At 43.8% G+C, this 24,428-nt stretch carries 18 protein-coding genes; 4 read left to right on the top strand and 14 right to left on the bottom strand.

Annotated features, from left to right (window positions below; all coding sequences use genetic code 11):
* The first annotated feature begins 36 nt into the window (after positions 1-36).
* On the top strand, positions 37-804 hold the full coding sequence (locus D2V05_RS08340; RefSeq protein WP_119647209.1) for a hypothetical protein: 768 nt from the start codon (positions 37-39) through the stop codon (positions 802-804).
* Between the two features lie 18 nt (positions 805-822).
* Here the strand turns inward: D2V05_RS08340 and D2V05_RS08335 are convergent, their stop codons facing one another.
* From D2V05_RS08335 to D2V05_RS08310, 6 genes are all read right to left on the bottom strand, one after another.
* Positions 823-4,023, bottom strand: coding sequence for a CHAT domain-containing protein (locus D2V05_RS08335; RefSeq protein ID WP_183114808.1), 3,201 nt, complete (start codon positions 4,021-4,023; stop codon positions 823-825).
* Between the two features lie 36 nt (positions 4,024-4,059).
* Entirely contained in the window at positions 4,060-4,788 is a 729-nt protein-coding gene (locus D2V05_RS08330; protein WP_119647207.1) for a tetratricopeptide repeat protein, read from the bottom strand.
* Positions 4,778-5,353 carry an RNA polymerase sigma factor gene (locus D2V05_RS08325; protein WP_119647206.1) on the bottom strand — a complete coding sequence of 192 codons (576 nt, stop codon included), beginning with the start codon at positions 5,351-5,353 and terminating at the stop codon, positions 4,778-4,780. The genes D2V05_RS08330 and D2V05_RS08325 overlap by 11 nt, the downstream gene beginning before the upstream one ends.
* A gap of 89 nt (positions 5,354-5,442) precedes the next feature.
* Entirely contained in the window at positions 5,443-7,626 is a 2,184-nt protein-coding gene (locus tag D2V05_RS08320; RefSeq protein ID WP_119647205.1) for a hypothetical protein, read from the bottom strand.
* A gap of 37 nt (positions 7,627-7,663) precedes the next feature.
* Positions 7,664-8,041, bottom strand: a complete 378-nt coding sequence (locus tag D2V05_RS08315; protein ID WP_147378251.1) for a hypothetical protein — start codon at positions 8,039-8,041, stop codon at positions 7,664-7,666.
* Between the two features lie 52 nt (positions 8,042-8,093).
* Entirely contained in the window at positions 8,094-9,284 is a 1,191-nt protein-coding gene (locus D2V05_RS08310) for a hypothetical protein (protein ID WP_119647203.1), read from the bottom strand.
* A 171-nt stretch (positions 9,285-9,455) separates the two neighbouring features.
* Here D2V05_RS08310 and D2V05_RS08305 point away from each other — a divergent pair, with 171 nt between their 5' ends.
* Positions 9,456-11,297 carry a sensor histidine kinase gene (locus tag D2V05_RS08305; protein WP_183114807.1) on the top strand — a complete coding sequence of 614 codons (1,842 nt, stop codon included), beginning with the start codon at positions 9,456-9,458 and terminating at the stop codon, positions 11,295-11,297.
* On the opposite strand, the gene D2V05_RS08300 is transcribed toward D2V05_RS08305, so the two are convergent.
* From D2V05_RS08300 to D2V05_RS08275, 6 genes are read right to left on the bottom strand one after another with little or no spacing between them, the layout of a single operon-like run.
* Entirely contained in the window at positions 11,294-12,016 is a 723-nt protein-coding gene (locus tag D2V05_RS08300; RefSeq protein WP_119647201.1) for a LytR/AlgR family response regulator transcription factor, read from the bottom strand. The genes D2V05_RS08305 and D2V05_RS08300 overlap by 4 nt on opposite strands.
* A gap of 2 nt (positions 12,017-12,018) precedes the next feature.
* Positions 12,019-13,044 carry a sensor histidine kinase gene (locus tag D2V05_RS08295; protein WP_235855414.1) on the bottom strand — a complete coding sequence of 342 codons (1,026 nt, stop codon included), beginning with the start codon at positions 13,042-13,044 and terminating at the stop codon, positions 12,019-12,021.
* A gap of 21 nt (positions 13,045-13,065) precedes the next feature.
* Positions 13,066-14,292: an ABC transporter permease gene (locus D2V05_RS08290; RefSeq protein WP_119647199.1), complete on the bottom strand. Its 1,227-nt coding sequence runs from the start codon at positions 14,290-14,292 to the stop codon at positions 13,066-13,068.
* On the bottom strand, positions 14,289-15,035 hold the full coding sequence (locus D2V05_RS08285; RefSeq protein WP_119647198.1) for an ABC transporter ATP-binding protein: 747 nt from the start codon (positions 15,033-15,035) through the stop codon (positions 14,289-14,291). The genes D2V05_RS08290 and D2V05_RS08285 overlap by 4 nt, the downstream gene beginning before the upstream one ends.
* A gap of 8 nt (positions 15,036-15,043) precedes the next feature.
* Positions 15,044-16,297 (bottom strand): efflux RND transporter periplasmic adaptor subunit, encoded by a 1,254-nt coding sequence (locus D2V05_RS08280; RefSeq protein WP_119647197.1) that lies wholly within the window; start codon positions 16,295-16,297, stop codon positions 15,044-15,046.
* A gap of 5 nt (positions 16,298-16,302) precedes the next feature.
* Positions 16,303-17,634 (bottom strand): TolC family protein, encoded by a 1,332-nt coding sequence (locus tag D2V05_RS08275; protein ID WP_119647196.1) that lies wholly within the window; start codon positions 17,632-17,634, stop codon positions 16,303-16,305.
* Between the two features lie 363 nt (positions 17,635-17,997).
* Here D2V05_RS08275 and D2V05_RS08270 point away from each other — a divergent pair, with 363 nt between their 5' ends.
* Together D2V05_RS08270 and D2V05_RS08265 are read left to right on the top strand one after the other, a co-directional pair.
* Positions 17,998-19,272: a ribonucleotide-diphosphate reductase subunit beta gene (locus tag D2V05_RS08270; protein ID WP_119647195.1), complete on the top strand. Its 1,275-nt coding sequence runs from the start codon at positions 17,998-18,000 to the stop codon at positions 19,270-19,272.
* 2 nt (positions 19,273-19,274) lie between these two features.
* Positions 19,275-21,065 carry a ribonucleoside-diphosphate reductase subunit alpha gene (locus D2V05_RS08265; protein ID WP_119647194.1) on the top strand — a complete coding sequence of 597 codons (1,791 nt, stop codon included), beginning with the start codon at positions 19,275-19,277 and terminating at the stop codon, positions 21,063-21,065.
* A gap of 242 nt (positions 21,066-21,307) precedes the next feature.
* Here the strand turns inward: D2V05_RS08265 and D2V05_RS08260 are convergent, their stop codons facing one another.
* Positions 21,308-21,832 (bottom strand): type 1 periplasmic binding fold superfamily protein, encoded by a 525-nt coding sequence (locus D2V05_RS08260; RefSeq protein ID WP_313786748.1) that lies wholly within the window; start codon positions 21,830-21,832, stop codon positions 21,308-21,310.
* A gap of 44 nt (positions 21,833-21,876) precedes the next feature.
* Positions 21,877-24,282: a TonB-dependent receptor gene (locus D2V05_RS08255; protein WP_119647192.1), complete on the bottom strand. Its 2,406-nt coding sequence runs from the start codon at positions 24,280-24,282 to the stop codon at positions 21,877-21,879.
* Between the last annotated feature and the right edge of the window lie 146 nt (positions 24,283-24,428).

Below are 24,428 nucleotides of genomic sequence, written 5' to 3'. Positions count from 1 at the left end.
TCTTCTTTTAGCTCGATAAGAAGAAAAAGCATCATCATGAAAACCATTCAAACTTTAATTGCCACTTGTATTTTCCTTTTTTGTATTAGCTGTAGTTCGGATTCCGATAACGGGAAACTCAATGCGGAGCCCCAAGGCCTTTGTGCCAATGTGTCCGGAATCACCGGTATATATTGGGAGTTTGCCCATTCCATTCCCGCTCCTTTGGCCCAAGTGCCTGTCATCAAAAATCCGGGCGGACAGTTTATCCACAGCTTGCAGCCCCTCATCGGATTTACCTACCCCAAAGGTTTTACAGCCTTTGAGGTGACCGATGCCCAAACCGCTACACTCGGGGTCAACCTGGTCCGTGATGATAATATGGTAGTATTCCGCTGGATTCCCAATACCCAAGCTGCTGGTCAGGTATCTGCCACAAGTATCATCGCCAATGAAATCGATGGGGTTTTTGCCCACTACGGATTTTCCGGCACCCCAGAGGTGTTGTGCACGACAACGGCCAATAATACTTTTGAAGGTATTTCATCCCAGTTCACGGCCCGATTGCTCCGTTTTGATGGCATTACGGCCCAAATTTGGGTGCGCTCCACCTATGCGGCAGGGGGTACCTTTTCGGCCATATCAGTCACCACGGCACCCACAAGCGAATATGAAACCCAGGTCATGGATACCTTTTTTCCTATAAACTTCCAGCTTTTTGTGGGTAGGGACGGAACCTTTGTGGACAATGACAATGATGGTGTGCCCGCCAATGAGGATCCCGATGATAATGATCCCAATATTCCGAACAATACAGGAGGATAGGATTTCTCTCTAAGTTAGTTAGTTGTTTGAGTTTGCCCCCGTTTTCGCGGGGGTTTTCTTTTTACGGAAGAAAATCAGGGCAAGGATTAAAAGCGACATCAAAATAAGGGTCCAGACCATCCAATGTATAGGTTGGTGCAGATTAATAGGGGAGGTGTTGCCCATCAAGATCAGGCCTGCCCAATATTGGGGGTGTAGGGTTCGGCCTTCGGATTGCTTCAAATAATCCAACTTGGCCAAACGTATGGCTTCGTCCTTGCGTTTCCCTTTGGAAAGATAATCGTAAAAGGAAGTCAGGATTTCCGCGCTGGATTTTTCATCAATCTGCCACAAACTGGTCAAAATACTTTCACTGCCTGCATAGTTGAAGGCATGGGCCAAGGAAATCATTCCCTCCCCAGGTTGATAGGTAGGTTTACCGGTTTCACAGGCTGTTAATATGGCAAGATTGGAACTCAAATTTTCGTTATAGATCTCATAGGTGTAGAGATAATTGTCGTTAATGTCCAGGGTATCCGAAGTATTTTTGGCAAAGACCAAACGGGAGAGTTCCGGACTCAAGTTGTTGGATTCGGCATGGGTGGCAATGTGGATGATCTTGTGTTCCTTGGCTGTTTTGGAAAACACTTGCTTGGATGCCTTCTCATTCAGAAACGCATCACCATGGAAGACTTTTCCGAATTTTTTGGCCAAATCATAGCTGAAGGGCTGGGGTAACAAGGTAAGATAGGCTTTGTCCAGATAAAGGGTATCCATGATGGCCATTTCATATTCACTTTTCATTTGAGCACCAAACTCCGGTACAAAAGCGATGAAATTCTTTTTAAATTCCAGGACCTTTTGCTGTTGATCCAACATGAAAAGGCTATAGTTGTATGAAATATTGTGTTTGGACAAAAGACTATTGATGGCCAATTGTTTCAGCGAATTGATTTTTTTAGGTGTGAGCAGTTCAAAACTTAAATTAAAAAGTTCGCCGTCAGGAAAAATGATAACATTCTCTGTTTTCACTTGTTTTTCAAAAGGTTTCCACAGATTTACATAAAGTTGATATAGACATTCGAACAGCTCGTTTTCGGGAATACTGTAATCTGAAATCGAGGAAATACATAGGTTTTTAAGGTTTCCCAATCGCGTCAGGGCAGCTTTGTCATCATGGTACACATAGGCATAGGCATCTTCCCCATCAGAAAAATAGCGAACCAGTGTGGTATTCGAGGGCACTTGTTCTTTCAAGTTTTTTAAGGGCTCCAAAATGGAAGCGTACCTCATTTTATAGTATTCCGGATATTCTTGTTGAAGCAAGGTCAAATGGTCTTGCCATGCAGTGGAAAGAGAGTCCCATTTTGCCGCGTTGAACTGGGTCTGATCTTCCTCAAGGTTAAAAAATGCATCGATCTGTTCACGTAGCCGGTTTTCCTGCTCTCGGATTTTAACTGGGGAAAAGCCATTGTTGGCGAGGTTCAGTCTGGCCCTGATCCGATTATAAATGGAAGATTCGTTTAGGGTCATGACCTTTTCAAGATACTTGTCGTCATGGGTCTGTTGGTACAGTTCCAGATACACTTTTTTGGCAAAATTGAAGATTTCCCTATTGTTTTCGATAAGGCTGGCCACACCTTCTTGGGAGGAGACCAATGATTTTCGTTTCTCTACAAAAGCTGTTGCCCCATCTATGGTTTGCGCCAAATCTTGGAGATTCTTCAAGGAATGGGGTAATAGTTGGAATTTGGATTTTGCCAAATACAATAAAATCTCGGCGCGATCCCCCCATTGGTAAAGCCGTTCCTGATCTTCTGTTTCGTTTTCTTGGGAAGGCAATAATTGTTCACATAGTTGAACGGTCTTCTCAAAATCCCCTTTCAAATAAGAAATCCGAATTTTGGTGAGCAGTGCCGTTTTGGCCAAAAAACTTTCTGTACCATATATTTTTGCCGTTTCGGCATAGGTTTCGTCAATCAGATTTTCGGCCTTGTTGAACTGATGATCATCGGCAAAGGACTGGGCAAGGTTGAACTGGGCATAGACCACATTTTGGCTGAACGCGTCAGGACTACTGTTTTCATAAGCCTCCAACGTCTTTTGGTAGTAAGCGATGGCCTGAGATATACTCCCGTCCTTTTTTTCTAGATCGCCCAAAACCGAATACAGGTTTGCTGCATACAGCCAATTGTCCCCAGGGATGGTCTGCAATGATGTCTTGGCCTCCTCCAGGTATTTTCTTGCCTTTTCAGGGTTTTCCCCATAAAGGTAGGCTTCCCCCATCATCAGCACTGCACTGAAATATTGTACGGTGTTGGGAAGAAAGTATTTTTTGGCATGATGGTAACCCAATGTGGCCACTTGAATCGCCTTTTCCTTGTCCCCCAAATCGTTGTAAAGGCTACCCAGGTTCCTATAGGCAATGGAAAGATTGCCCTGAACCTTTTCGGTTAGGGGGTGATTGTGTGTCTTTTGTAGGAAAGTGTTGTAACTGGAAATGCACTTTAGGGTAAATTCCATGGCTGCCTGATAGTCTCCAGCCGTTTGTTTGGCCAAAGTCCAGTTGCCGTAGATCACACTCGGAAGGTAATATCGATATTCAGGGTCTTCATCGTCGGTGTCAATGCTTTTGATGGCTTTTTCAAAATAATAGTTGACACTATCGGGTATTCCCATAAAATGCATGAGTGATGCTTTGTAATTCAAGACTCTTGGGGCCAATCGGAATTTGGATTTTGGATGGTCGTTCATCACTCGGAGCGCCTTTTCGGTCCGGTCCATGAGTTGGTCAAAATCCCCCAACTTCAGCCCAATCTCACCCAAATAGTATTCCGATGTAAGTTTTCTTTGCGGATCCTGCATGGCCGTGGCAATGGTGTTGGCCCGAAGGACCGTTTCATTGGCTTGGATCACATTGCCCTGGTCTATTTGGGCAAGGCCCATACCCATGAGGGCGTCAAAACGAACGGAATCCGGTTGATGACCACTCTCCAGGTCTTTCAAAAGTTTTTGTGCCTTTGGAAAGCTGGTCTGGCGGTCTAATAGGAATTCGGTTTTGGCAAGGGGGTACACCAATTTACCCAAATTCAATTGGGCATTTTTTGGGGCCTTCCCGATTTCTTGTGCAATAATATGCTGTGCTTCCTTAAAGGCATCGATGGATATGAGGCTGTCCAGTTTTTTTAGGGAGGGATGTTGTTGGGAAAATATCGATGTCTGCAACAAAAGGGCAAACATCAAGAGAAAATGTGATAGGCCCTTGTGCATAACCAATCAGTCCTTAAGTTTTTTTATCAATTCCCGACTTTTTTCATCTTGGGCTTTTTTCAGACTTTTTAATGCCGCTTGGGTGTCGCCATTTTTTAAGTGGGCAAGTCCTTGGTAAAAAGCAGCTTCGTTTTTAAAAGAGGCTTGCTCGTTTTCCACGACAAGATCAAAAAAGGAAATAGCCCTGGTTGTCTCCCCGTCTGCCAGATATGCGGAACCCAAAAAATAGTTAAGGGTATCGTTATCTTTTTTCTGTGCCCATAACTGTTCCCATTTGCTGATGGCGGTTTTGTAATGGCCTTGTTTGTAATCCACCATAGCTTCGTAAAAAGCATAGTTGCTGCTGTTTCCCATCACTGTGGGAAGTCCTGGGTCTGCAGTAAAATATTCTTGGTATAGTTTTTCACTAGGGTCTTTTTGATAAAGGAGCCATAGACCCATTACAACCAAAACTGTAATGACTGCGGCAATTTTGTAGATGGGGAAGGTGCGGCCTTTGGTTGTTTTTTTGGATGGCGATTCCAATTCGGAATGAAAGGATTCCAACTCTTCACGAAGCGCTGCTTCCTCAACGCTATGGAACAAGGCCTTGAATTCATTGAATTGCTGCATCAATTGGGCATCTTGCTCCAAATTTTCCAAAAATTGGGAACGTTCCCGATCGTCCATTTGGTCCATCAAATACCTTTCAAAGGTTTCTTGGTGTTCTTGTGATATGTATGAGCTATCGTTCATTGTTCTTGATTTGAAGGCTCAGGCTTCTCAGTTTTTCCATGCAACGGTATTTTTGGTTGCGTGCTGAACTGGGAGCCATTCCCATCTCTTTTGAGATTTCTTCCATGGATCTCCTTTCAAAGTAAAACATCTTGAGGAGGGACCTGCAATTTTCCCCCAATTGGGACAAAGCGGTTTGCATGGCACTTCTGTTCTGTTCTTCCTCAAGGATGTCTTCCTTGGGTATGGGGTCATCTTGTACCACCGTTAAAAAGGATTGTGAATCCGTGTTGATGGTTTTTTTATAATCCGATGACCGTAAAAAATCGGTCCATTTGTTCTTGGCAATGGTAAAGAGATACCCGGAAACATTTCCTTCCAAAAACTTACCATCTTTGATATTTCTCCAGCAGGCTACAAATGCCTCTTGGAAAATATCCTTGGCCTGATCTTCATTACCATTGTTCTTTAAGATATGGGTGCGCACTTTTGGATACACCTCTTGGTAGGTTGCTTGCATGGTTTCCGAATCATTTTTTCTGAAACCATTGACTGTTTTGCCTGCCTTTTGGTGTGTATTCCCCATACTTTGTTGGAAAGTATGGGGAATTTAATATTCTCTTCTTCAAATAAAAAGCGGCATCGATAAAAATTACCGTAAATCCGTTTTAATTGTTAAAATATGGGCGTTATCTCAATTCCTTGATGCCCAATATTGTCCATATCATCCAATTTTCGTTGTTGTTCCTGCTCGGCCTCTGCCTGATCACAGGTTTGTAAAATGTTTATTGATCCTACTCCCAAACGGAATTCCAACATATCATCGCCAATATCCTCCAAGTCCGTCAAGGCAAATTCATTTCCATACGTTCCATCTTTTTTCAGGATTTTTGCCGTATAGGATGTGGCGCCATCCACAGCCTTGAATCTGGCTATATAACCGGGTATGCCTACGGTATAAACAAGTCCTCCGCCACAAAGCAGCTGTGAGCTGAACGTGGTGATGGGCACTTCTTTTTCAAATGGGGCAAAGAAGGAGATACAGGTTTTCTTGTTATTCACCATCATGGATTTGCGCCCCACTTCCGTAAGTTGTCCTGATTGCAGGTTTTTGGTATAAACCACAACTTCCACGGTTTCAAAATTGTCACCATCGGTGAGATCGGACTCGGTTGCCACACTGATATAGGATACGATGTTACTTGTGGTCACGATGGAAACCCCATAGTTACTTGGATAGCCTTCAATGTCCTGTATCCTTCCCCCGAATTTGTTAGAAGTGCTCCAGTGGTATTCAAAATCTTCCACCCCAGGTTCATAGAAGGTGTAATATCCTGCCCGGATTTCCAAGGGGTCGCCTAAACATACGTCGGCTTCTGTGGGAAAGATGGTGACCTCGGCATTAATGGAATCCATGATCCAACTCTCCACTGCATTAGCTTCCGTATTGAGCATTTTTACATTGGTTTTTTGCCCCAAGTTCATGTTCTTGTATAGGGCCTCCATGACCATTTCCATACGTTGTATGCCGGTTTCCACCAATTCTTGGCTTTGCACAAAGGTGTTGGGCATGGATCCTCCATTGGAAATGATGTTGTACACATCTGTCAATATGTTCCTCAAGTCATCGGACAGGCGAATGTTTCCATAAAGTTCCGGCAAAAAGACTTCGGACGCTTCCTTGAACTTGTTCTGCTTTACCGCTTCCAAAACGGTATTGTTGGCCTGTAAAGCGGGGAGTACCGCATCATAGAGGGCATCTTCCTTGGCGTCGCCAAACCTGGGCAATAGGTTCTTGTTTCCACCAATGTCCAAAAGTGTTGGAAGAAAATAATCCAGAATATAAGTCTTGACATTCAATGCTTCATAAGCCTCTTTTTCAACAGAGGATAGGTCCCTTGAAATGGTCTTTTCTGCCCCGGAGCCCACTACTACCAATTCATATTCCGCAACAAATTCGGTGTTTCCGCTAAAGGGCAATGCAATGGGATCACTGACGGAGGCATTCTCTATGATAGAGGCTTGAGTGCCAACTTGACTCAACTGATTGCCTACCTGAAAGGCGTCTATCTGTTGTTTTTTTCCTGGCTTAAGATCAAAATGCACCATGGGGTTTTCGGAATAGTCGGGTATTTCGGTCAGGTTGCCATCACGATCATATACCAATTTTTTATACACAAAGGCATGTGTTCTCCTTGGGAAGAAATTTTGCAATTGCACATGTAAGGAATCCGGGTTTTGGATTACGATCCCACTTTTGTTCAAGACATCGTTGATGAAGATCCTGTTTTCTGAGGTGTTTCCATTTTTGCTGGATATTTGTTCAATTTTTTCATTCAAAAGGTCAAGATAGGCTCCTGTGGAATACATGAGTGGATCGCTCACGAAAAGGGTGGTCAAGTCGTTCACCAATTCATCAAAACCAGTAACCTGTCCAACGCTGTTCAAAAAGGCTTTCTTTGCCGATGGAGGAAGCAAGTAGTAGTCCAGTCCATAATAGAGGATGACTTCGGCAGTGGTTTCCAACGAGATCTCCTTCCTGCCATCACTAAGGAATCCTGCCAAAAGAACATTGTTGTCCTGGTCTAACAGATAGGCCAATTCCACACTCCCTGGGTTGAACGGGATCGATCCTTTTGCCGAACCATTTATCTCACTTGTAGATCCCAAGCTCGCCATGATAGTTTTGGATAAATCGATCGTTGAATTTTGGGGAAGGATTACCTGAACATCCACCATTTCATATTCGCTCGTGGGATTGTCTGGGCCATCGCCACCAGGTTGAGGGGAATCGTCGGAACTGCAACCCAATGATAACACAAGGGTGAGCAGTGTAAATACTTTAATTAAGGTTTTCATTTGGTTGAACTTTTATGTTGAAATCTATTTTGTGTGATCATTTTTTTGTGACGGACCAGGTTCCTTTGGTTTGGTTGGAGGTAATGGACCATGTTCCGTTTCCAGATGTCTCCGACAATTTTCCAGACAGACTTCCATTGATTTCTGTAGTACTGAAGGTTGCGGAAAAGGATCCTGAAGAATCCACTGTTCCATCCATTTGGATAGGGGTCTGTGTGCCATTGGTAAAGAAGTCCCCGGTGGCCGATCCATCTTCATAAATGAAAAAGCTGACCGTGCCACCGTCATCTCCCGTTACATTTCCCATCCATTGGCCTGCGTACAGGTCAATATCATCGGAGCTATCGCCGTCTTTTGAGCAGGACAAGACAATCAAGGCCATTAAGAATACGGTGTATTTTGCAAATCGTTTCATGTTGTTTGATTTTTTAAGGTTTTAAGGATATCGTATTTCATTAAAAATGTCATCAATAGGCATTGCCCACTTTTACCCATTCCCTGTTGTTGAGGTTGATATCGCCATTAGGGGTGTAAAAGAGGTCGTTGTTTTGGATGTAGTTGCCGTCACTGTCCATCCAATATTCCGTGGATCCTGCATTTACTTGGTAGTTGTTCCCGGTGAGGGGATTGTAAACGGTCTCTTGTTCGTTGATCGTGTTCAGGAACTGGCGTTGGCCCGTATCACTACCGGCGCCAAAATTCCGGTTCATAAAAGCGGCATGGTTAGCATCTTGGGCCGCTGAAATGGCTCTCATATTCTCTTGGTGCGCATTAAAAGCCGCCCATCTGGCATTCATGCGTTGTTGGTGCTGTTGTGAGGCGATTTGCATTTTTCGCTGGTTCTCCATGGCCCTTTGTTGGTTCAATTGGGCTAAATATTGTTTCCATTGGGGGTTTTCTTGGGTGTCTACGGTCGATTTATGGAGTTGGTCAAGGGTCGCTTCAAACTGTCCTTCATCCACAAAAACATAATCCGTTGTATAGAGCCACATGGTCATCATCTCATTGTTCATGAGGGGTTGTTGTATGGCTATTTTTACGATACGGGCCAAGGCCTTCTGGCCATTTTGGTTCTTCCATTCCGTGGCTGTGTACTCCAAATAGCCTTGTCCGAACCCGTTCTCCTGCATTTTTTGGCGCACATAGGCTTCGTCTTTCGGCATGGAGCGTTGACGTACAAAGGAGTAGCCGCTATTCTGCATTCGGGGTTCCACATCTTCCTTAAAAAGCTGCTGGTTGCCCACCATGGGTCGGATCAAGGATGCCATGCCGTATTGCGACATCATCTGGGTCAATTGTTGACTTTGATAGGATACGTGGAAATTGGTGGGCGTGTTGAAGGTTTTTAAGTGATTGGGTCCTTCAATTTGTACGAGAAAGTCTGGTATTTTTTGATCAAGGGTGTAAATCGGTTTGGAAATCACTTTCCAGTTAGAAGGATATTCAGTGCTTTGCACCACCATTCCGGTACGGGCATCGCGCAGTTCATGGGTTTTATTTCGGCTGGTTTGGAAAAATGGCTCTTTTTGATCGGATGTGCCGTTGTTCCAGGCGCTCTCCTCGTCAAGTCGCTCATTATAGGTGGAGCTATTGGAGTCTTGTGAGTTTTCCTTGCAGGCCAAGGCAAGACAAATGAAGGTAAAAATCAGTGTTCTCATAATGGACTTTTGATAGGGTTATATCTTGCTATCGAAATCATTATGAAATGTCATCAGCCGAATAATTATTTTTTTAAAGGGGAAAACGCCACTTTTTGTTACTACTGGAACTTATCGTTTAATCCTTTCATTTTTATATCTTTAAAAGTGCAGACCCATACCATTTTTTCTATGCCAGCAGTGCTCTCCATCCCTATAAGGAGAATCTTATTTTTCGTGTGCTTTGCCCTGTTGCATATTTCTGTGGTAGCTGCCCAGTCCGATCCATTGCAAGGCATGGACTTTATTATTCCATATCATTTATATAAGACCAAAGAAAATATTTCAGGGGAACGGGTAGCCAATCTGGAATATGAAGAGCCTTCTAATTTTGGTCCTACCGATCCTAGGGCCATCTATGTGGCCCGATTGGATTTTGGTCCATATGGGAAACTTTTGGACGAAGGTCAGGATCCATGGGTCTTGCAAATTGGAAACCAGAACAGGGCCAAATTATTTTATTCCAACCAAAATGAACTGGATTCATTGACTATGGGCAGTTTTGAGTTGAATGCAAGGTTTACTGGAAAATTTACCTTCCAAAAGGGAAATCTATTTCATGGCCGGTATCTGTACCTCAAGTTTTCAAAATTGAATACCAGGCAGTATTTGGGGGATAAGGCATTCCTTTTTTATGCAAAACCCTTTGAAGAATACAAGCAAGGACATCTTTCCAAAAGTTCTGTACGAATTTTTTCATTGGGCTATTTGTTGTGGGGAGCCGTTTTTGTTGGAGTGGTCATAAGTATGGTGTTTTATCGTACCTACAAACAGCCTGAGTATATATATTATTCGTTATACGCTGTTTCACTGGCCATTTTTTTGGGCAGATATGGCTTTGGATGGTACGAACGTTTCGTAGGAAACTATTCCTTCACTTCCTTTTTGTTGGGCAATACCTTTGAGCTGTTGGCCGGACTGTTCTATGCGTTGTTTGAAAAATATTTTTTGAATACCAAACAAAATTACCCCCTGCTGAACAAGGCCATTAATATTTCCGTGGCCATTTTTATCGTCTGGTTGGTAATCGATACCCTTCTTATTTTGATAGGGAATTTTCAGTTACATTTTTTGTTATTGGACACTCGGGCGGTACTCCTAACTATTCTGGTTTTGTTCAGTTTGGGGTATTTGATCATAAGGCCCAAAGATTCATTGAATTGGTTTATCATAGTGGGCTCCTTTATTTATGGACTTTGCTCTGTACTTGTCTATGTCAGTGGAGATGGAAATTATCTTAGATTGGGAGCAGTTGGCGAAATAACGGTTTTTTCGCTCGGACTTGGTTATAAGGTCAGGGAAGAGAACCTTAAAAAGATACAAGCGGAACATGAAGCGTCCAAGACTTATCTTAGGCTTTTACGTTCGCAGTTGAACCCCCACTTTATTTTTAATGCCTTGGGCTCCATTCAACATTTGGTATTGTCAGAAGAAAAATCTGCTGCTTTGCATTACCTGAACAAGTTCAGCAAGTTGATGCGCCATGTTCTGGAAAGCTCTTCACAGGAGAATGTGTTATTGTCTGAAGAAATATCCTTTCTTGAAAAATATATTTCATTGGAATCACTTCGTTTTCAAAAGGATTTCGGTTATACGATTTCCACGGATCCTGGATTGTGCCCGGATACCATTGAAGTGCCCTTGTTGGTGACCCAACCTTTTGTTGAAAACGCCATAATCCATGGATTGCTGCCTAAAGAAAATGGGAGTAGACAACTTTCGATTACATTTAGAAAAGCAGGCCAACAAACTTTACAATGCATTATTATGGATAATGGTATTGGCAGGGTGGAAAGTGAAAGACACAAACTGGGGCGTGTGGAACACCAATCCAAGGGAGTTTCCATTATGCAGGAACGTTTGGATGCCTTGCAAATAGACAGAGATGAACAGACAATTGTTATTGAGGACCTGTACGGGGATGATGGTAAAGCCTTGGGAACAAGGGTGACGCTCAATTTTTTTATTGACTAGAAGGAATGCTTTTCGATATACTCCTGAAACTTCACTTTATGCTGCTCAGAAACGGTAATTTGGTTGTTGTTGATGGTGATGAGATTTCGTTCCACTTCCTCAATGTGGGGCAAGGCAACAATGAATGATCGGTTCACTCGCATAAATTGGCTGGAGGGCAGTTCTTCTTCCAAAGTTTTTAAGGTCATCAAAGTAAGAACGGGAATGGGGTTTCCCTTGACCCATATTTTGACATAATCCTTCAATCCTTCAAAATAAAGCACTTGATCCAAGGCAATTTTTAATTGTTTGTAGCCCGATTTCACAAACAGAAACTCCTTATCAGCTATAGTTCCCGGGTTTGGCTTTGAAATGGCAATACGATCGTGCGCCTTCTGGGCGGCCACCAAAAATTCGGCATAGTCAAAAGGTTTCAATAAATAATCCACCGCATCCACTCGAAAACCTTCCAAAGCATATTGGTCAAAAGCCGTGGTAAAGATCACTTTAGCCTTTTCTTTGATAATCTTGGAGAGTCCCATGCCATTCAAATCGGGCATCTGTATGTCCAAGAAAATGAGGTCCACAGGATTTTGGTTGAAGTATTCCAACGCGGCAATGGCATTGGAAAAGGAACTTTTCGGTTCTAAGAAAGGGGTCTTGGCAATGTATCCCTCAATTAATTTGAGGGCCATGGGCTCATCATCAACGGCGATACAGGTCAAAGTTCTTTTCTCCATGGCTAGGTGTTCAATGGAATTTCCACGATGATACGGAACTGTCCCGAAACAATCTCATTTCCAAAATAATGTTTGTTGGGATACAATAGATCCAAACGATCTTTAAGGTTCCTTAAACCAATTCCAGAACCACTTTGGTCTGTATGGGATTTTGGGAAATCCGTGTTCTTGCCTTTAAAAATTACCTTATCATCCTTCAGTTCCATTATAAAATTGATGGTGCTTTCCTCTTGGGCAGAAACCCCATGCTTGAAGGCATTTTCGATCAAGGAAATAAAAAGAAGGGGAGGCACCTGTACTGTTGGATCCACTTCCGGGAAATGATATTCCACCTTGGTTTTTTCCGTCAATCGCAATTTACCCAATTCAATGTATTTGACCATAAAGTCGATTTCCTTGGCTAGGGAGACTTTTTCGGTATGGGTTTCGTACAACAGGTAGCGCATCAACTTCCCCAAACTGTGAATGGTGTCCTTGGCATCTTCTGGAGAAATATCGACCAATGCATAAATATTGTTCAACGAATTGAAGAAAAAATGCGGCTGCAATTGGTACTGCAAATGCTGAAGGTCTGATTTGAGCTGTTGATGGGCCACTTCTTTCTTTTCCACTTCCGATTTGATCAAACGTTCCATGGCCCGTAGCGCTACGGCCCACACGATGGGCACCAAAAAGGAAAGGGTCTGAACATAGATGATCATGGTCCTCGGTGGTCCCTTACGGTCGCCTCCATCCATGGGTCTGGGGAAAAAGAAATCCGTGAACCATTCCCTAAAAAAGATCAATACAATAATCACAGCTATATTGATGCAGACGAACCACGCTATTTTCTTTGGAAAAAAGAGTCGGTCCGCCAAAAGTAGATAGTTCAAATAAAAGACTACCATGTATAGGAACAGGGGCACCCATGAAAAAATCAGTACATGCTTAAAGGCCTGTTCCGTATCATAGCTCAACAAGTATGGGAAACTGAACAGGACTACCCATACCATAACATGGAAAAAAACTTTGCGCCATTTGTTTTTCATATGCTCCATGTTATGTTCGGGTTATTCATATCGTAATGCGGAAATAGGATCTAGGACTGCTGCTTTTCTCGCTGGGTACCATCCGAAGAAAATCCCTGTAATGGCACACACGGCAAACGAAATGATTACGGAATAGGGGGTAATGATGGTAGGCCATCCCAATACGCCCTGGATGAACAAGGTGGCTCCAAAACCAAGCAACACCCCAATGATCCCACCGGTAACACTGATCAGCACGGCCTCTATCAAAAACTGTAATAAAATATCGGTCCCTTTGGCCCCAACGGCCATTCGGAGTCCTATTTCCCTAGTTCTTTCTTTGACCGAAACGTACATGATGTTCATGATCCCAATACCACCGATCAACAAGGAAATACTGGCTATGGCCACTAAGAGCACGGTCAGCATTTCACTGGTGGAACTAAAGGTGGAAATGAGTTCATCCATGGAAAAAACGTTGAAATCATCATCATCATTGCTGCCAATGTGATGTTGTTCCCGCAAGATAGTGGTTATTTCATCAACTGCTGCTTCGGCCTCTTCCTCACTTACGGCAGATGCCACAATGGATTGAATGTAGTCGATGGCCAAAATACGTTTTTGGACCGTGGTATAGGGAGCTATGATGATGTCGTCTTGATCTTGGCCAAAGTTACTCTCTCCTTTTTCTTCCAAAACCCCAATGATCTTAAAAGGAATGCTGTTGAAACGGATCATCTTACCAATGGGATCTTCCCCGTTCGGGAATAGGTTTTCCACCACGGTCTTGCCTACCACGGCCACCTTGGCGGCAGATTTCACCTCTGCACTGGTAAACATACTTCCTTCGGAAAGCTCCCAGATCTTAATGTCCAGATATTCTGGGCTTACTCCATAAATGGAAGTCGGCCAGTTGTTGGCCCCATTGATGGACTGTCCGCTGCCATTTACCTGTGGGGTAACGTAGGACAATAGCGTGGCTTTTTCTTTTAAGGCCTCATAGTCTTCCAATTTCAAGGATTGCATTTCACTGCCTCCCATGCGTACCCCGCCCCGCATATCGGCACCGGGCCGGATATTGATCATGTTGGATCCCATTTTGGAGATTTCATCCTTGATGCTTTTTTTGGAGCCTTCACCGATGGCGAGCATGGCAATGACCGAGGCCACCCCGATGATAATGCCCAGCATGGTGAGCAAAGTCCTCATTTTGTTCAAGACGATGGCCTTGAGCGCTATTTTTATCAGATTTAAGATCCTGGTTTTCATTCTTCGTCTTCTTTAGGTAGAGCAGCCAGTTCCCTTGCAGCATCATTGACGTTGGTGTTCATTTCGTCCTTAATGACATGACCATCCTTTAAAATGATGGTTCGACTACTAAAGGCAGCAATATCCGGTTCATGGGTCACAAAGGCTATGGTTTTTCCTTTTCTGTTGAGTTCTTGGAACAATGCCATGATTTCATAAGACGTTCGTGTATCCAAGTTTCCTGTGGCCTCATCCGCTAAGATGATGACCGGGTCGTTTACCAATGATCGGGCTATGGCCACCCGTTGTTGTTGCCCGCCCGATAATTGAGCAGGGGTGTGATCCATTCTATCTTCCAGCCCTACCATCTTTAAAGCTTCGCTAGAACGCCGGTGACGTTCTTCGGGTGAGATTTTACTGTTATAGATCAATGGGAGTTCCACATTTTCAATTGCGGTGGTCCTTGGTAAAAGATTGTACGATTGAAAAATGAACCCGATTTTCTCGTTTCGAATGGTGGCAAGTTCATTCTTGTTGAGTTGGGCCACAGGTACCCCATCAATCAGATAACTGCCAGAAGTAGGATTGTCCAAACAACCCAAAATATTGAGCATGGTACTTTTTCCGGAACCACTGGACCCCATGATGGTCACGAATTCACCTTCGTGGATATCGAGTGATACGCCCTTCAGGGCATGTACCACTTCCTCTCCCATTCGGAAATCACGCTTCAGATCGTTTATTTCGATGATTGTTTTTCCCATGACCCTGATTAACTCTTCTTGTTGTTGTTTCTTCCTGGTGGTTTGGGCATAAAAGGGCTACCACTGTCTTGGGCCGCTTGTACTTCACCCGATTGTACCGATTTTAAGCTGTATACTAGTTGATCGCCTTCTTCAACCCCGCTAATAATCTGTACGTTGACCCCATCACTGGCCCCAAGCGTTACTTTTTTGGGAACTATGGATAGGTCTTTTTGGAGTACCCATAGCATGGTGGCGTCTTCTTGCGGTGGACCGCCATTACCGGGTCCATTATTAGGCCCATTGCCAGGTCCAGGACGTTTGGATTCAATGCCCTGTTGTTCTTCATAGGCCATCAAAAGCGGCATGTTAGGATGAAAGTTTACGGCCTTGGCCTCTGCGGTGAGCACATCCTTGAGTTCCAAGGTATAGATGGATATAGTGGCGGTAAGTCCTGGTTTCAATTTCAAATCAGGATTGTCCGCTTTGATGACCACGGTATAGGTCACTACGTTTGAACTTACAGTGGGATTCAGCCTCACTTGTGTCACTGTTCCGTTAAAGATTTCTCCTTGATAGGCATCCACGGTGAAAGTTACGCGCTGGCCTTCTTCCACTTGGCCAATATCGGCTTCATCCACATCGGCCTCTACCTGCATTTCCTTTAAATTTTTGGCAATGGTGAACAGGGTAGGGGTGCTATAACTTGCGGCCACGGTCTGCCCTTCGTCCACATCACGGGATAGGATTACCCCGTTTATGGGCGAGTAAATGTTCGCATAACCCAAATTGGCCTGTGCTTTTTGTAGATCAGATCGTTTTTGGACCACGGCACTTTTGGAGGCATTGAATTCGTAAAGGGCATCATCGTAGTCTGCCTTACTGAGCACTTGATTCTCATAGAGGGTCTTTTGTCTTTCGTAAATGTTCTTTTTGTAGTCCCTTTCGTTTACGGCATTGTCATAGGCAGCCTGGGCTTGTTCAAGCGCAGCTTTTAGGTTGGTCTTGTCCAGTTCGGCAAGCAGTTGTCCTTCGGTGACCTCGCTGTTAAAATCCACATAGATTTTTTCTACCACACCGGAGACCTGCGTACCCACATCCACTTGGGTGGTGGCCTCAATGGTACCCGTTGCAGTGACCATGGTGGTTACATCACCCTTTTTGGCAAGGACGGTTTCCACCTGAATTTCTGAAACATTATCAGATGAAAATGCCATATAGGCTATAATGGCCAAGCCAATTACAGCACTGATACCCAATATCAATTTGGTTTTTTTCTTCATTGGATCTATAATTTAATTTCGTTTCCTTGGTAAAAATCGAGTAGTTCGTTGTACAATATCCCCATGTACTTGGCTTGGAGATAATTCAATTGTGCATTGGTGTAGGTATTCTGGCTGATGACCAAATCCGTGGTACTCAATGCGTTGAGTTCATATTTTCGTTGCGCCAATTTGTAGGACTCCTGGGCGGCCTCGCTGGCAACTTTGGCGGCTTCTATCTGTTCTTGGGCAGATTGGGCATTTTGCCATGCCGTTTCAATTTTTTGGTAGAGCGATTTTTTAGCTGTTTGCAATTGTAGCTTGGATTGCTCTATCCCAATCTTGGCGTTGGCAACTTGGGCCTTGTTCTGATATCGAGAGAAAATGGGAACCGTTAGTGATAGTCCTATCCTTTGGTTAAAATTGACATCCAACTGATCTGTAAAAGTGAGGTCATTGGTGCTGGTGTATCCAGAACCAAGACTTCCGGTCAAGGAAAGCGAAGGCAAAAACCCTCCTTTGGCAATGTCCAAGTCTTTCTCGTTGATAGTGGTTCCGAGTTCTGAAGCCTTTATTTCCGGCATTGAACCAATGGCATTTTGGTATACATCCAATTTACTGGGTACGGCCTGGCCTTCCAACAAAGGATTGTCCAGAGATGCTATCTCTAGTTCCACGGAAGGATCCAATTCCAACAATTGTTTCAAGACAATTATTTGTTGGGCATAGCTGTTCTTGGCACTGATCAAGTTGGTTTTGTTGGTGGCGGCCTGTGACAGCGCATCGGTATAATCGATCATGGTAATGGTGCCTGCATCCAATCTTGCCTTGGCTCTTTCAACTTCTTTTTCGGAGGCAATCACATTGTTTTGTGCCACTTCCATACTTTCCTTATTATATAGGATCTGCAAGTAGGCCTCCAGAATACTTAAGGAGATGTTGTTCTGGGCCTCTTCCACATAAAGTTCGTTCTGTTCCACCATTAATCTGTTCTGTTTTACGGTATTGCTCAACTGGCTTCCGTTATAAAGGGTTACCGAAGTGCTCAGCCCCAAATTGGTGGCCTTGATCTGTTGCGATACAAAATCACTGGTGATGGGATCGATGGTGGAACCCCATGAAAAATTTTGGGAAGCGCTACTGCTCAAATTAGGGAGTTTGGCATATTTGGATTGGGTAAGGTTTACCTCCGAGCTGTTTTTTTCCAGCGCTGCCTGTTTTATGGTAATGTTGTTTTCCAGTGCATAGGAAATGCAATCTTCCAGGGACCATACTTTTTTTGTGGATAAGGAATCGGGTTCCTGTGCACTCAAAAAGAGTCCCATGAAAAGAAACAACACGGTTGCCTGAATCTTCATTGCGATACATTTTGATTCAAAATTCGGGCAATCACCAATGCTATTTTATAGGAATAGACGTAGTACGAAAAGCATTCTACGAACCCACTCTTTTAATCGACGGGATTAAAAACATCATAGATTTTTAGAGCGACAAAGATTGGGATGTTGATAACCTTGTGGAAAAATCTTCGGGCCGTATGACACCTGTCAGATTTTTTTCAGAAGCTCGATTTTACGTTTGTTCCCATGATTTTTTTAGCCTGAAAAAAGTGAATGTTGATAAAAGTGTTGAGAACCTAAATCGGGCCATGTAAAATCAAAGTAAAGAAAATATGAATTTTACAATCGAGCTATATAACACAACTCCAAACAATTTTCCGCATGCAAATTTCTCATATCACTAAAAGGGATTTTAGTACACAGACTTTTGATTTACACAAGATTACGAATGCCATCCTGAAGGCCATGACGGCTGTTGACCATGGCCAGATCAACGATGCGCAGCACATTGCCGGCAATGTTGAAAAGACATTATTGGAAAGAAAAAATTTGGACGAGCACTATGTGCCGACCGTGGAAGAGGTACAGGATGTGGTGGAGAACGAACTCATGAACAGTGAGTTCCACGATGTGGCCAAGGCGTACATCATTTATAGGAACAAAAGGGCCCAAATGCGCGAGACCGATATTTTTGAAAAGCGCATCAACCTTAAGCCTTATGAGTACCCACAATTGTACGAATACGTACCCGCTATTCGCCACTCGTATTGGATCCATACCGAGTTCAATTTCACCAGCGATATCCAGGATTTTAAATCTGGGTTGACAGATGTGGAGCGTAGTGCAATCAAGAATACCATGTTGGCCATCTCTCAGATTGAGGTGGCCGTAAAATCCTTCTGGGGCGATATTTACCACCGTTTGCCAAAGCCGGAAATCGGTTCCGTTGGGGCCACTTTCGCGGAAAGTGAGGTAAGGCACCATGATGCCTATTCCCATCTTTTGGAAATCTTGGGATTGAACCAGGAATTCGAAAACCTGAAGAAAAAGCCGGTGATTATGAAAAGGGTGCAGTATTTGGAGACTGCCCTTAAAAATGCCAAAAGCGAGAACAACCAGGAATATGCGGAATCCATTTTGCTCTTTTCATTATTTATAGAGCACGTTTCCCTGTTCTCCCAGTTTCTGATCATCATGGCTTTCAACAAGCACAAAAATGTACTGAAAGGAATCTCCAATGTGGTGGAGGCTACCTCCAAAGAGGAACAGATCCACGGCGATTTTGGTATCGATGTCATCAACATCATCAAAAAAGAACGCCCAGAGTGGTTTGATGCGGAATATAACAGCATGATCCAAGAAATCTGTGAAAACGCTTTTGAGGCCGAGAGCAAGATTGTGGATTGGATCTTTGAGGAAGGGGAATTGGATTTTCTGCCCAAGGCAGTGGTGAACGAATTCATCAAGAACCGCTTCAACAATTCATTGGAAAGCATCGGTATTCCAAAAATATTCGAAATCGATCAAAAAGTATTGGCCCAGACCGAATGGTTCGATGACGAGATCATTGGAACTAAACACGGAGACTTTTTTGTAAAAAGATCTATCAACTATAGCAAGAGAACACAAAGTATAACCAGCGACGACCTTTTTTAATTATGGAGAACAAAACAAACGTACCCCACATTACTGACCAAAAAATAGACAAGACCCAAGATCTTATCAATGCCAGAAAGGATGCTTTGGCAAAAATAAAGGCAAAGGAAGAGCAAGGCGGATTTGAATGGTTGAACGAATATAGCCGCCAGTTTTTGGCATCAGGCTATCTGACCGAAGGAGTGACACCCGAGCAACGTATTCGTGAAATTGGGAATCGTGCCGAGCAGATATTGCAGATGCCTGGCTATTCCGATAAGTTCTACAACTATATGTCCGAAGGATATTTTTCCTTGGCATCGCCTGTATGGTCCAACTTTGGGAAAAGACGTGGTTTGCCCATCAGTTGTTTTGGCTCCCATATTGATGACGATATGGGGAACATCCTGTATACCCAATCCGAGGTAGGGATGATGTCCAAGTTGGGTGGTGGAACCTCCGGGTATTTTGGGAAAATCCGTCATAGAGGTGCACCTGTAAAGAACAATGGTCAGGCTTCCGGTGCAGTGCACATTATGCAATTGTTCGAATCCATGGTAGATGTGGTAAGCCAAGGTTCGGTACGTCGCGGCCGATTTTCCCCATACTTGCCCATTGATCATAAGGACATCTTGGAGTTCTTGGAAATCGGTACCGAAGGGAACCCCATTCAACAATTGACCCACGGCGTTACCGTAACCAACCAATGGATGGAGGAAATGATTGCGGGCGATGTGGACAAAAGGACCGTTTGGGCCAAGGTTTTGCAGCGAAGGGGAGAGATGGGGTATCCCTATGTCTTCTTCTCGGATAATGCCAACAATGGCGCAGTAGACGTGTATAAGGACAAGGACCACAGGATCCATGCCAGTAACCTTTGTACCGAAATCATGTTGCCATCCAACGATAACTGGTCCTTTGTATGCGTGTTGTCCAGTATCAATGTGTTGCATTATGACAAATGGAAAAACACGGATGCCGTGGAGACCATGGTATATTTCTTGGATGCCGTAATCACCGAATTTGTTGAAAAGCTGGAAGCGTATCGAGATTCTTCTGATAGGGATGACCGCCAAACCTTCTTGTTCATGGAAAGGGCCTACAACTTTGCCAAGGAAAACCGTGCTTTGGGATTGGGTGTATTGGGCTGGCACTCTTTGTTACAATCCAAACGTTTGGCTTTTGATAGTCAGGATGCCTATAACCTTAACAGTGAAATTTTCAGGACCATCAAAGAACGTTCCTATAAAGCTTCTGGTGAGTTGGCCGAACGTTTTGGTGAACCCGAAGTATTGAAAGGGTATGGTAGAAGAAATGCAACCTTGAACGCCATTGCCCCAACCACTTCCTCAGCTTTTATCTTGGGCCAGGTTTCCCAAGGTATCGAGCCGATTTGGTCCAATTGCTATGTGAAGGATATCGCCAAGATCAAGGTGACCATCAAAAACCCATATTTGATGGACTTGTTGGAAGAAAAGGGACAGAATACCAATGAGGTTTGGAAAAGCATCCGCGATATGGACGGTTCGGTACAGCATCTCGATTTCTTGACAGAAGAGGAGAAAGCCGTGTTCAAAACTTATTCCGAATTGGATCAGTTGGATATCATCTACCAAGCAGCCAACAGACAGAACCATATTGATCAGGGACAATCGGTGAACATCATCGTACACCCAGAAATGCCGACCAAGGAAATCAACAAGATCCATGTAACAGCATGGAAGCTTGGATTAAAGTCGCTCTACTACCAACATAGTATGAACGCGGCTCAGAAGTTCAAGCAGAAGAAGGAATGCACCAGTTGCGAAGCGTAACTAACTACAGCCTAAACCCAAAAAGAGGTCCGATATTTTCGTGGCCTCTTTTTTGTTGGCAGTAAACCTCATTTGATTGCTTAGGGTTTAAAACTACAATTTGGATGTTAAAAGAAATTGAAATGATGAAATGACCATCCATGGCAATTGATGTAGATACTACCACACTCTTTTGTATGGAAAGAAAGGGAACAGGAGGGTCTCCTGCCCCCAATCTATCACAATGAAACAAGTTTGATTTTTTACTCTACGGTGAGATTAAACGTCTGCGTAATGTCGGTTTCGCCGCCCGCATCGGCCAAGGTACCGTCATTGGGTTTTTTAGGTTGATGGCGGAGTGTAACGGCCATAGTTGCGCTTCCAGCGTCAGCGGTGGTCAAGGTAAATTCCAATCCTACTGGGTTTCCATCCGCATCCGTATCGTCATAAGTTACACTTGCGATACTTCCCGTGGTAACGTAAAAGAACTGGTGCTCATCACTTTCCTCTTCAACCTCTTCGGTAATGTTTTCAGCCGGAGTTTCGGTTTCGTTCAACAAAACCACGGAACCTGAATAGGCAGTATTGGCTGCCAAGTTCCCAGAAACTGTTACATCAGGGGCATTTGGGCCGTCCCCATCCAAATCTTGGGACTGTAGGATAATGGTTGCACCACCACCATCTGGAACCAAGGTTACCGTCATGGTTGTGATGGTCTCTTCCTCGTTGATTTCTTCTGGGGTTTCGTCATCGTCTGAACATGCAGTAAACGTTACTGCTACAAACATTAATAGTGATAGGATTTTGATCGTCTTCATAATTTGAAATGTAATTAATAGTTAAACTTAAGTTGTAAAATGATGTTTCTTCCCAGATCGTTGGCGAAGAAACGTTGCCGGTTTAGGTAATCCCTATAGTTCGTATTCAAAAGGTTGTTCACGGTTAAAGAAGTTGTCAATTTCGTCCTGTTTTTGAACGGAAACTCCATCTTTGACCCAAATGCAAGCAAATGGTAGGCATCTGGAGGAGTGTTGATTTCGAGTAGAACATCCTGTTGCTGTTCTGGTGAGTAAACCATGATATTGTCAGGGGCCTCATTTTGACGGAACACATATTGGCTTTCCAAGGAAGCTTCAAAGTTGTTCCATTGGGGCATGGAAAAAATCAACTTGTTCCTAAAATTGGCTGCTGGGATATTGATCAATGCACCATCATTATCTAAATCCTTACCTTTTACCAAAGAAAATTTGTGGTCCGTTTTCCAATGGTCGGTCCAATTTGCCGAAGCGGAAAGATCCACACCCAATAAACGGGCATCGGTCTGACGATATTCCCAAACAGGAAACGCCCCGCGGATGGTATATTCCACTCCAGTCGGCTCCAAAAGGATAAAATCTTGGATCCAATTGGCAAAAGGCTCAAGAATGAATCCCCACTTTTTGAAATCCTTCTCATATGATGCGGCAATCTTGTGCGATGTTTCACTTTTGATCCGAAGATCTCCCAGTTCAATACGGGAAGCGGAGTGATGAAGGCCATCACTGAACAGCTCCGATGGGTTGGGTGCCCTTTGTGCAAGAGCATAGTTGATCTTAAGCTCGGAATAATCCTTGAATCTATATTTTCCTCCAACCGTAGTGGAAATGTTGTGGTAGTCAAATACGGGGTTCACCAAAAGCTGAGTGCCCAGATCCTCAACGACAAGATCCTGATATTCATCATCGTACCCGCGTTCTTCCCAACGAGAGGTCCTGTAGTATTTTTTGGCATCTATCTTGCTGAAATCATAACGTATTCCCGAATCCAGCAACAATCGATCGTTGACCCTATATTGACCGATGAGAAAACTTCCAATATCGAATTTCTGATAGTCTGGGATGAGACGACGTACACCGGTGTCAGGGTTTGCAAAATTGTCTTGGTACCTCCCTAATACTCCCGCATGAAGTTGCCATTTGTTGTTGGCATCCCACAAAAAATCAGTGGAAAGGGTATGTGTGGTCAGTTCAAGGTCAATTGAGGGTGTATTGTCCCGATCACCACGCCGTATGTCATACTCAAACCTTCGGTTGCTCTGGAAATCGTATTGTAAATTCCACTTTCCAACACCTTCAAAACGCTTATAAAATTTAAGTTTGCCCAAATGGTGTGTGACCTTCTGTCTAGGGTTTTGAAGATCATAGGTGAACGGGTTGATGATCAAGGGTTCACCACTGTTGATGCTTCGAATCAAATCGTCCACATTTCCTATATGGGAGGAACGGAGAATGGCGATTTCCGTGTTGAAATAGGAGTATCTGGCATCCCATCCCCATGTAAATTGGTGTTTCCCGAACTGGAGTGAGGCAGCTAATTCCTTTACCCCGGTATTTGACAGCACATAGTCCGGGGCCTCATGATCCCCCATTCGTTTGTAAGCCCCTTGTCCTTTAACAAACCAACCGCTTTTATAGGCCTTGGTCAATTCAGAAACAACATTTCCACCCCTTCCATTGGAAACCCCGTTGAGCAAGGTCTTGCCATAAAGGGTATCTTTCATGGGAATTTTTTCTTGTTCCATTACAATGGTGCCACCAATGGCATCACCTCCATATTGCAATGCCGATGCTCCTTTGATGACCGAAATGGACCCTGCAGAATTGATATCGATGTTCGGGGCATGTTCGGCTCCCCATTCCATATCCTGCATTCGGACACCGTCATTTAAGATCAGCACCCGACTACCATTCAAGCCATGAATGGCAGGCTTTACTATGTTTGCCCCAGTATTGAGGGAAGAGACACCACTGAGTTCCTTCAAGGCATCGCCTAAGTTGCCTACGCTAAAGGATTCCAAGGTGTTGAGTTTTAAAGTTTTTTCCTGGGCCGAGTTCGTCTTATCCTGTATAATGCTTCCCACAACCTTAACCTCATCCAACTCTTCCAGATGATGTTCCAGTTTTATGTCAAATACAGTGTCCCCGTCTATTTGAAGGGGGATTATTAGTGAGGTACATTCAGGATGGGATACCTCCAATTCTATATTACCCTTACAGAGGCCTTGAATCTTATAAGTGCCATCCACGTCGGAAATGGTTGATAGTCTACTTCCTGCAATAATGACAGTAGCTCCAGACAGAGCTGTTTTGTTATGGTAATCGTTAATGGTTCCATGCAAGGTATAGGTGCAATCTTGAGCCGTGGAACAATATGATACGAAAACACATAAAACAGCTGAAATCAGTGTTTTAATATGCATTTAATGCTAAGTTTTCTCCCTTTTATGGGGAGAGTGAGTGAAAAAAGTGTGTAACTATCCTAAGGAAAGGATGGAAGGGGGTGGCCTTGAAAAGAGAAGGCTAGGGATTGGGTTGGAAGAAATCTGAAAATCATAAGCATTGCTGA

This window comes from Flagellimonas pelagia (genome assembly GCF_003584135.1).
Classification (GTDB): domain Bacteria; phylum Bacteroidota; class Bacteroidia; order Flavobacteriales; family Flavobacteriaceae; genus Flagellimonas; species Flagellimonas pelagia.
This window is presented reverse-complemented; position numbering and strand designations above follow the sequence as displayed.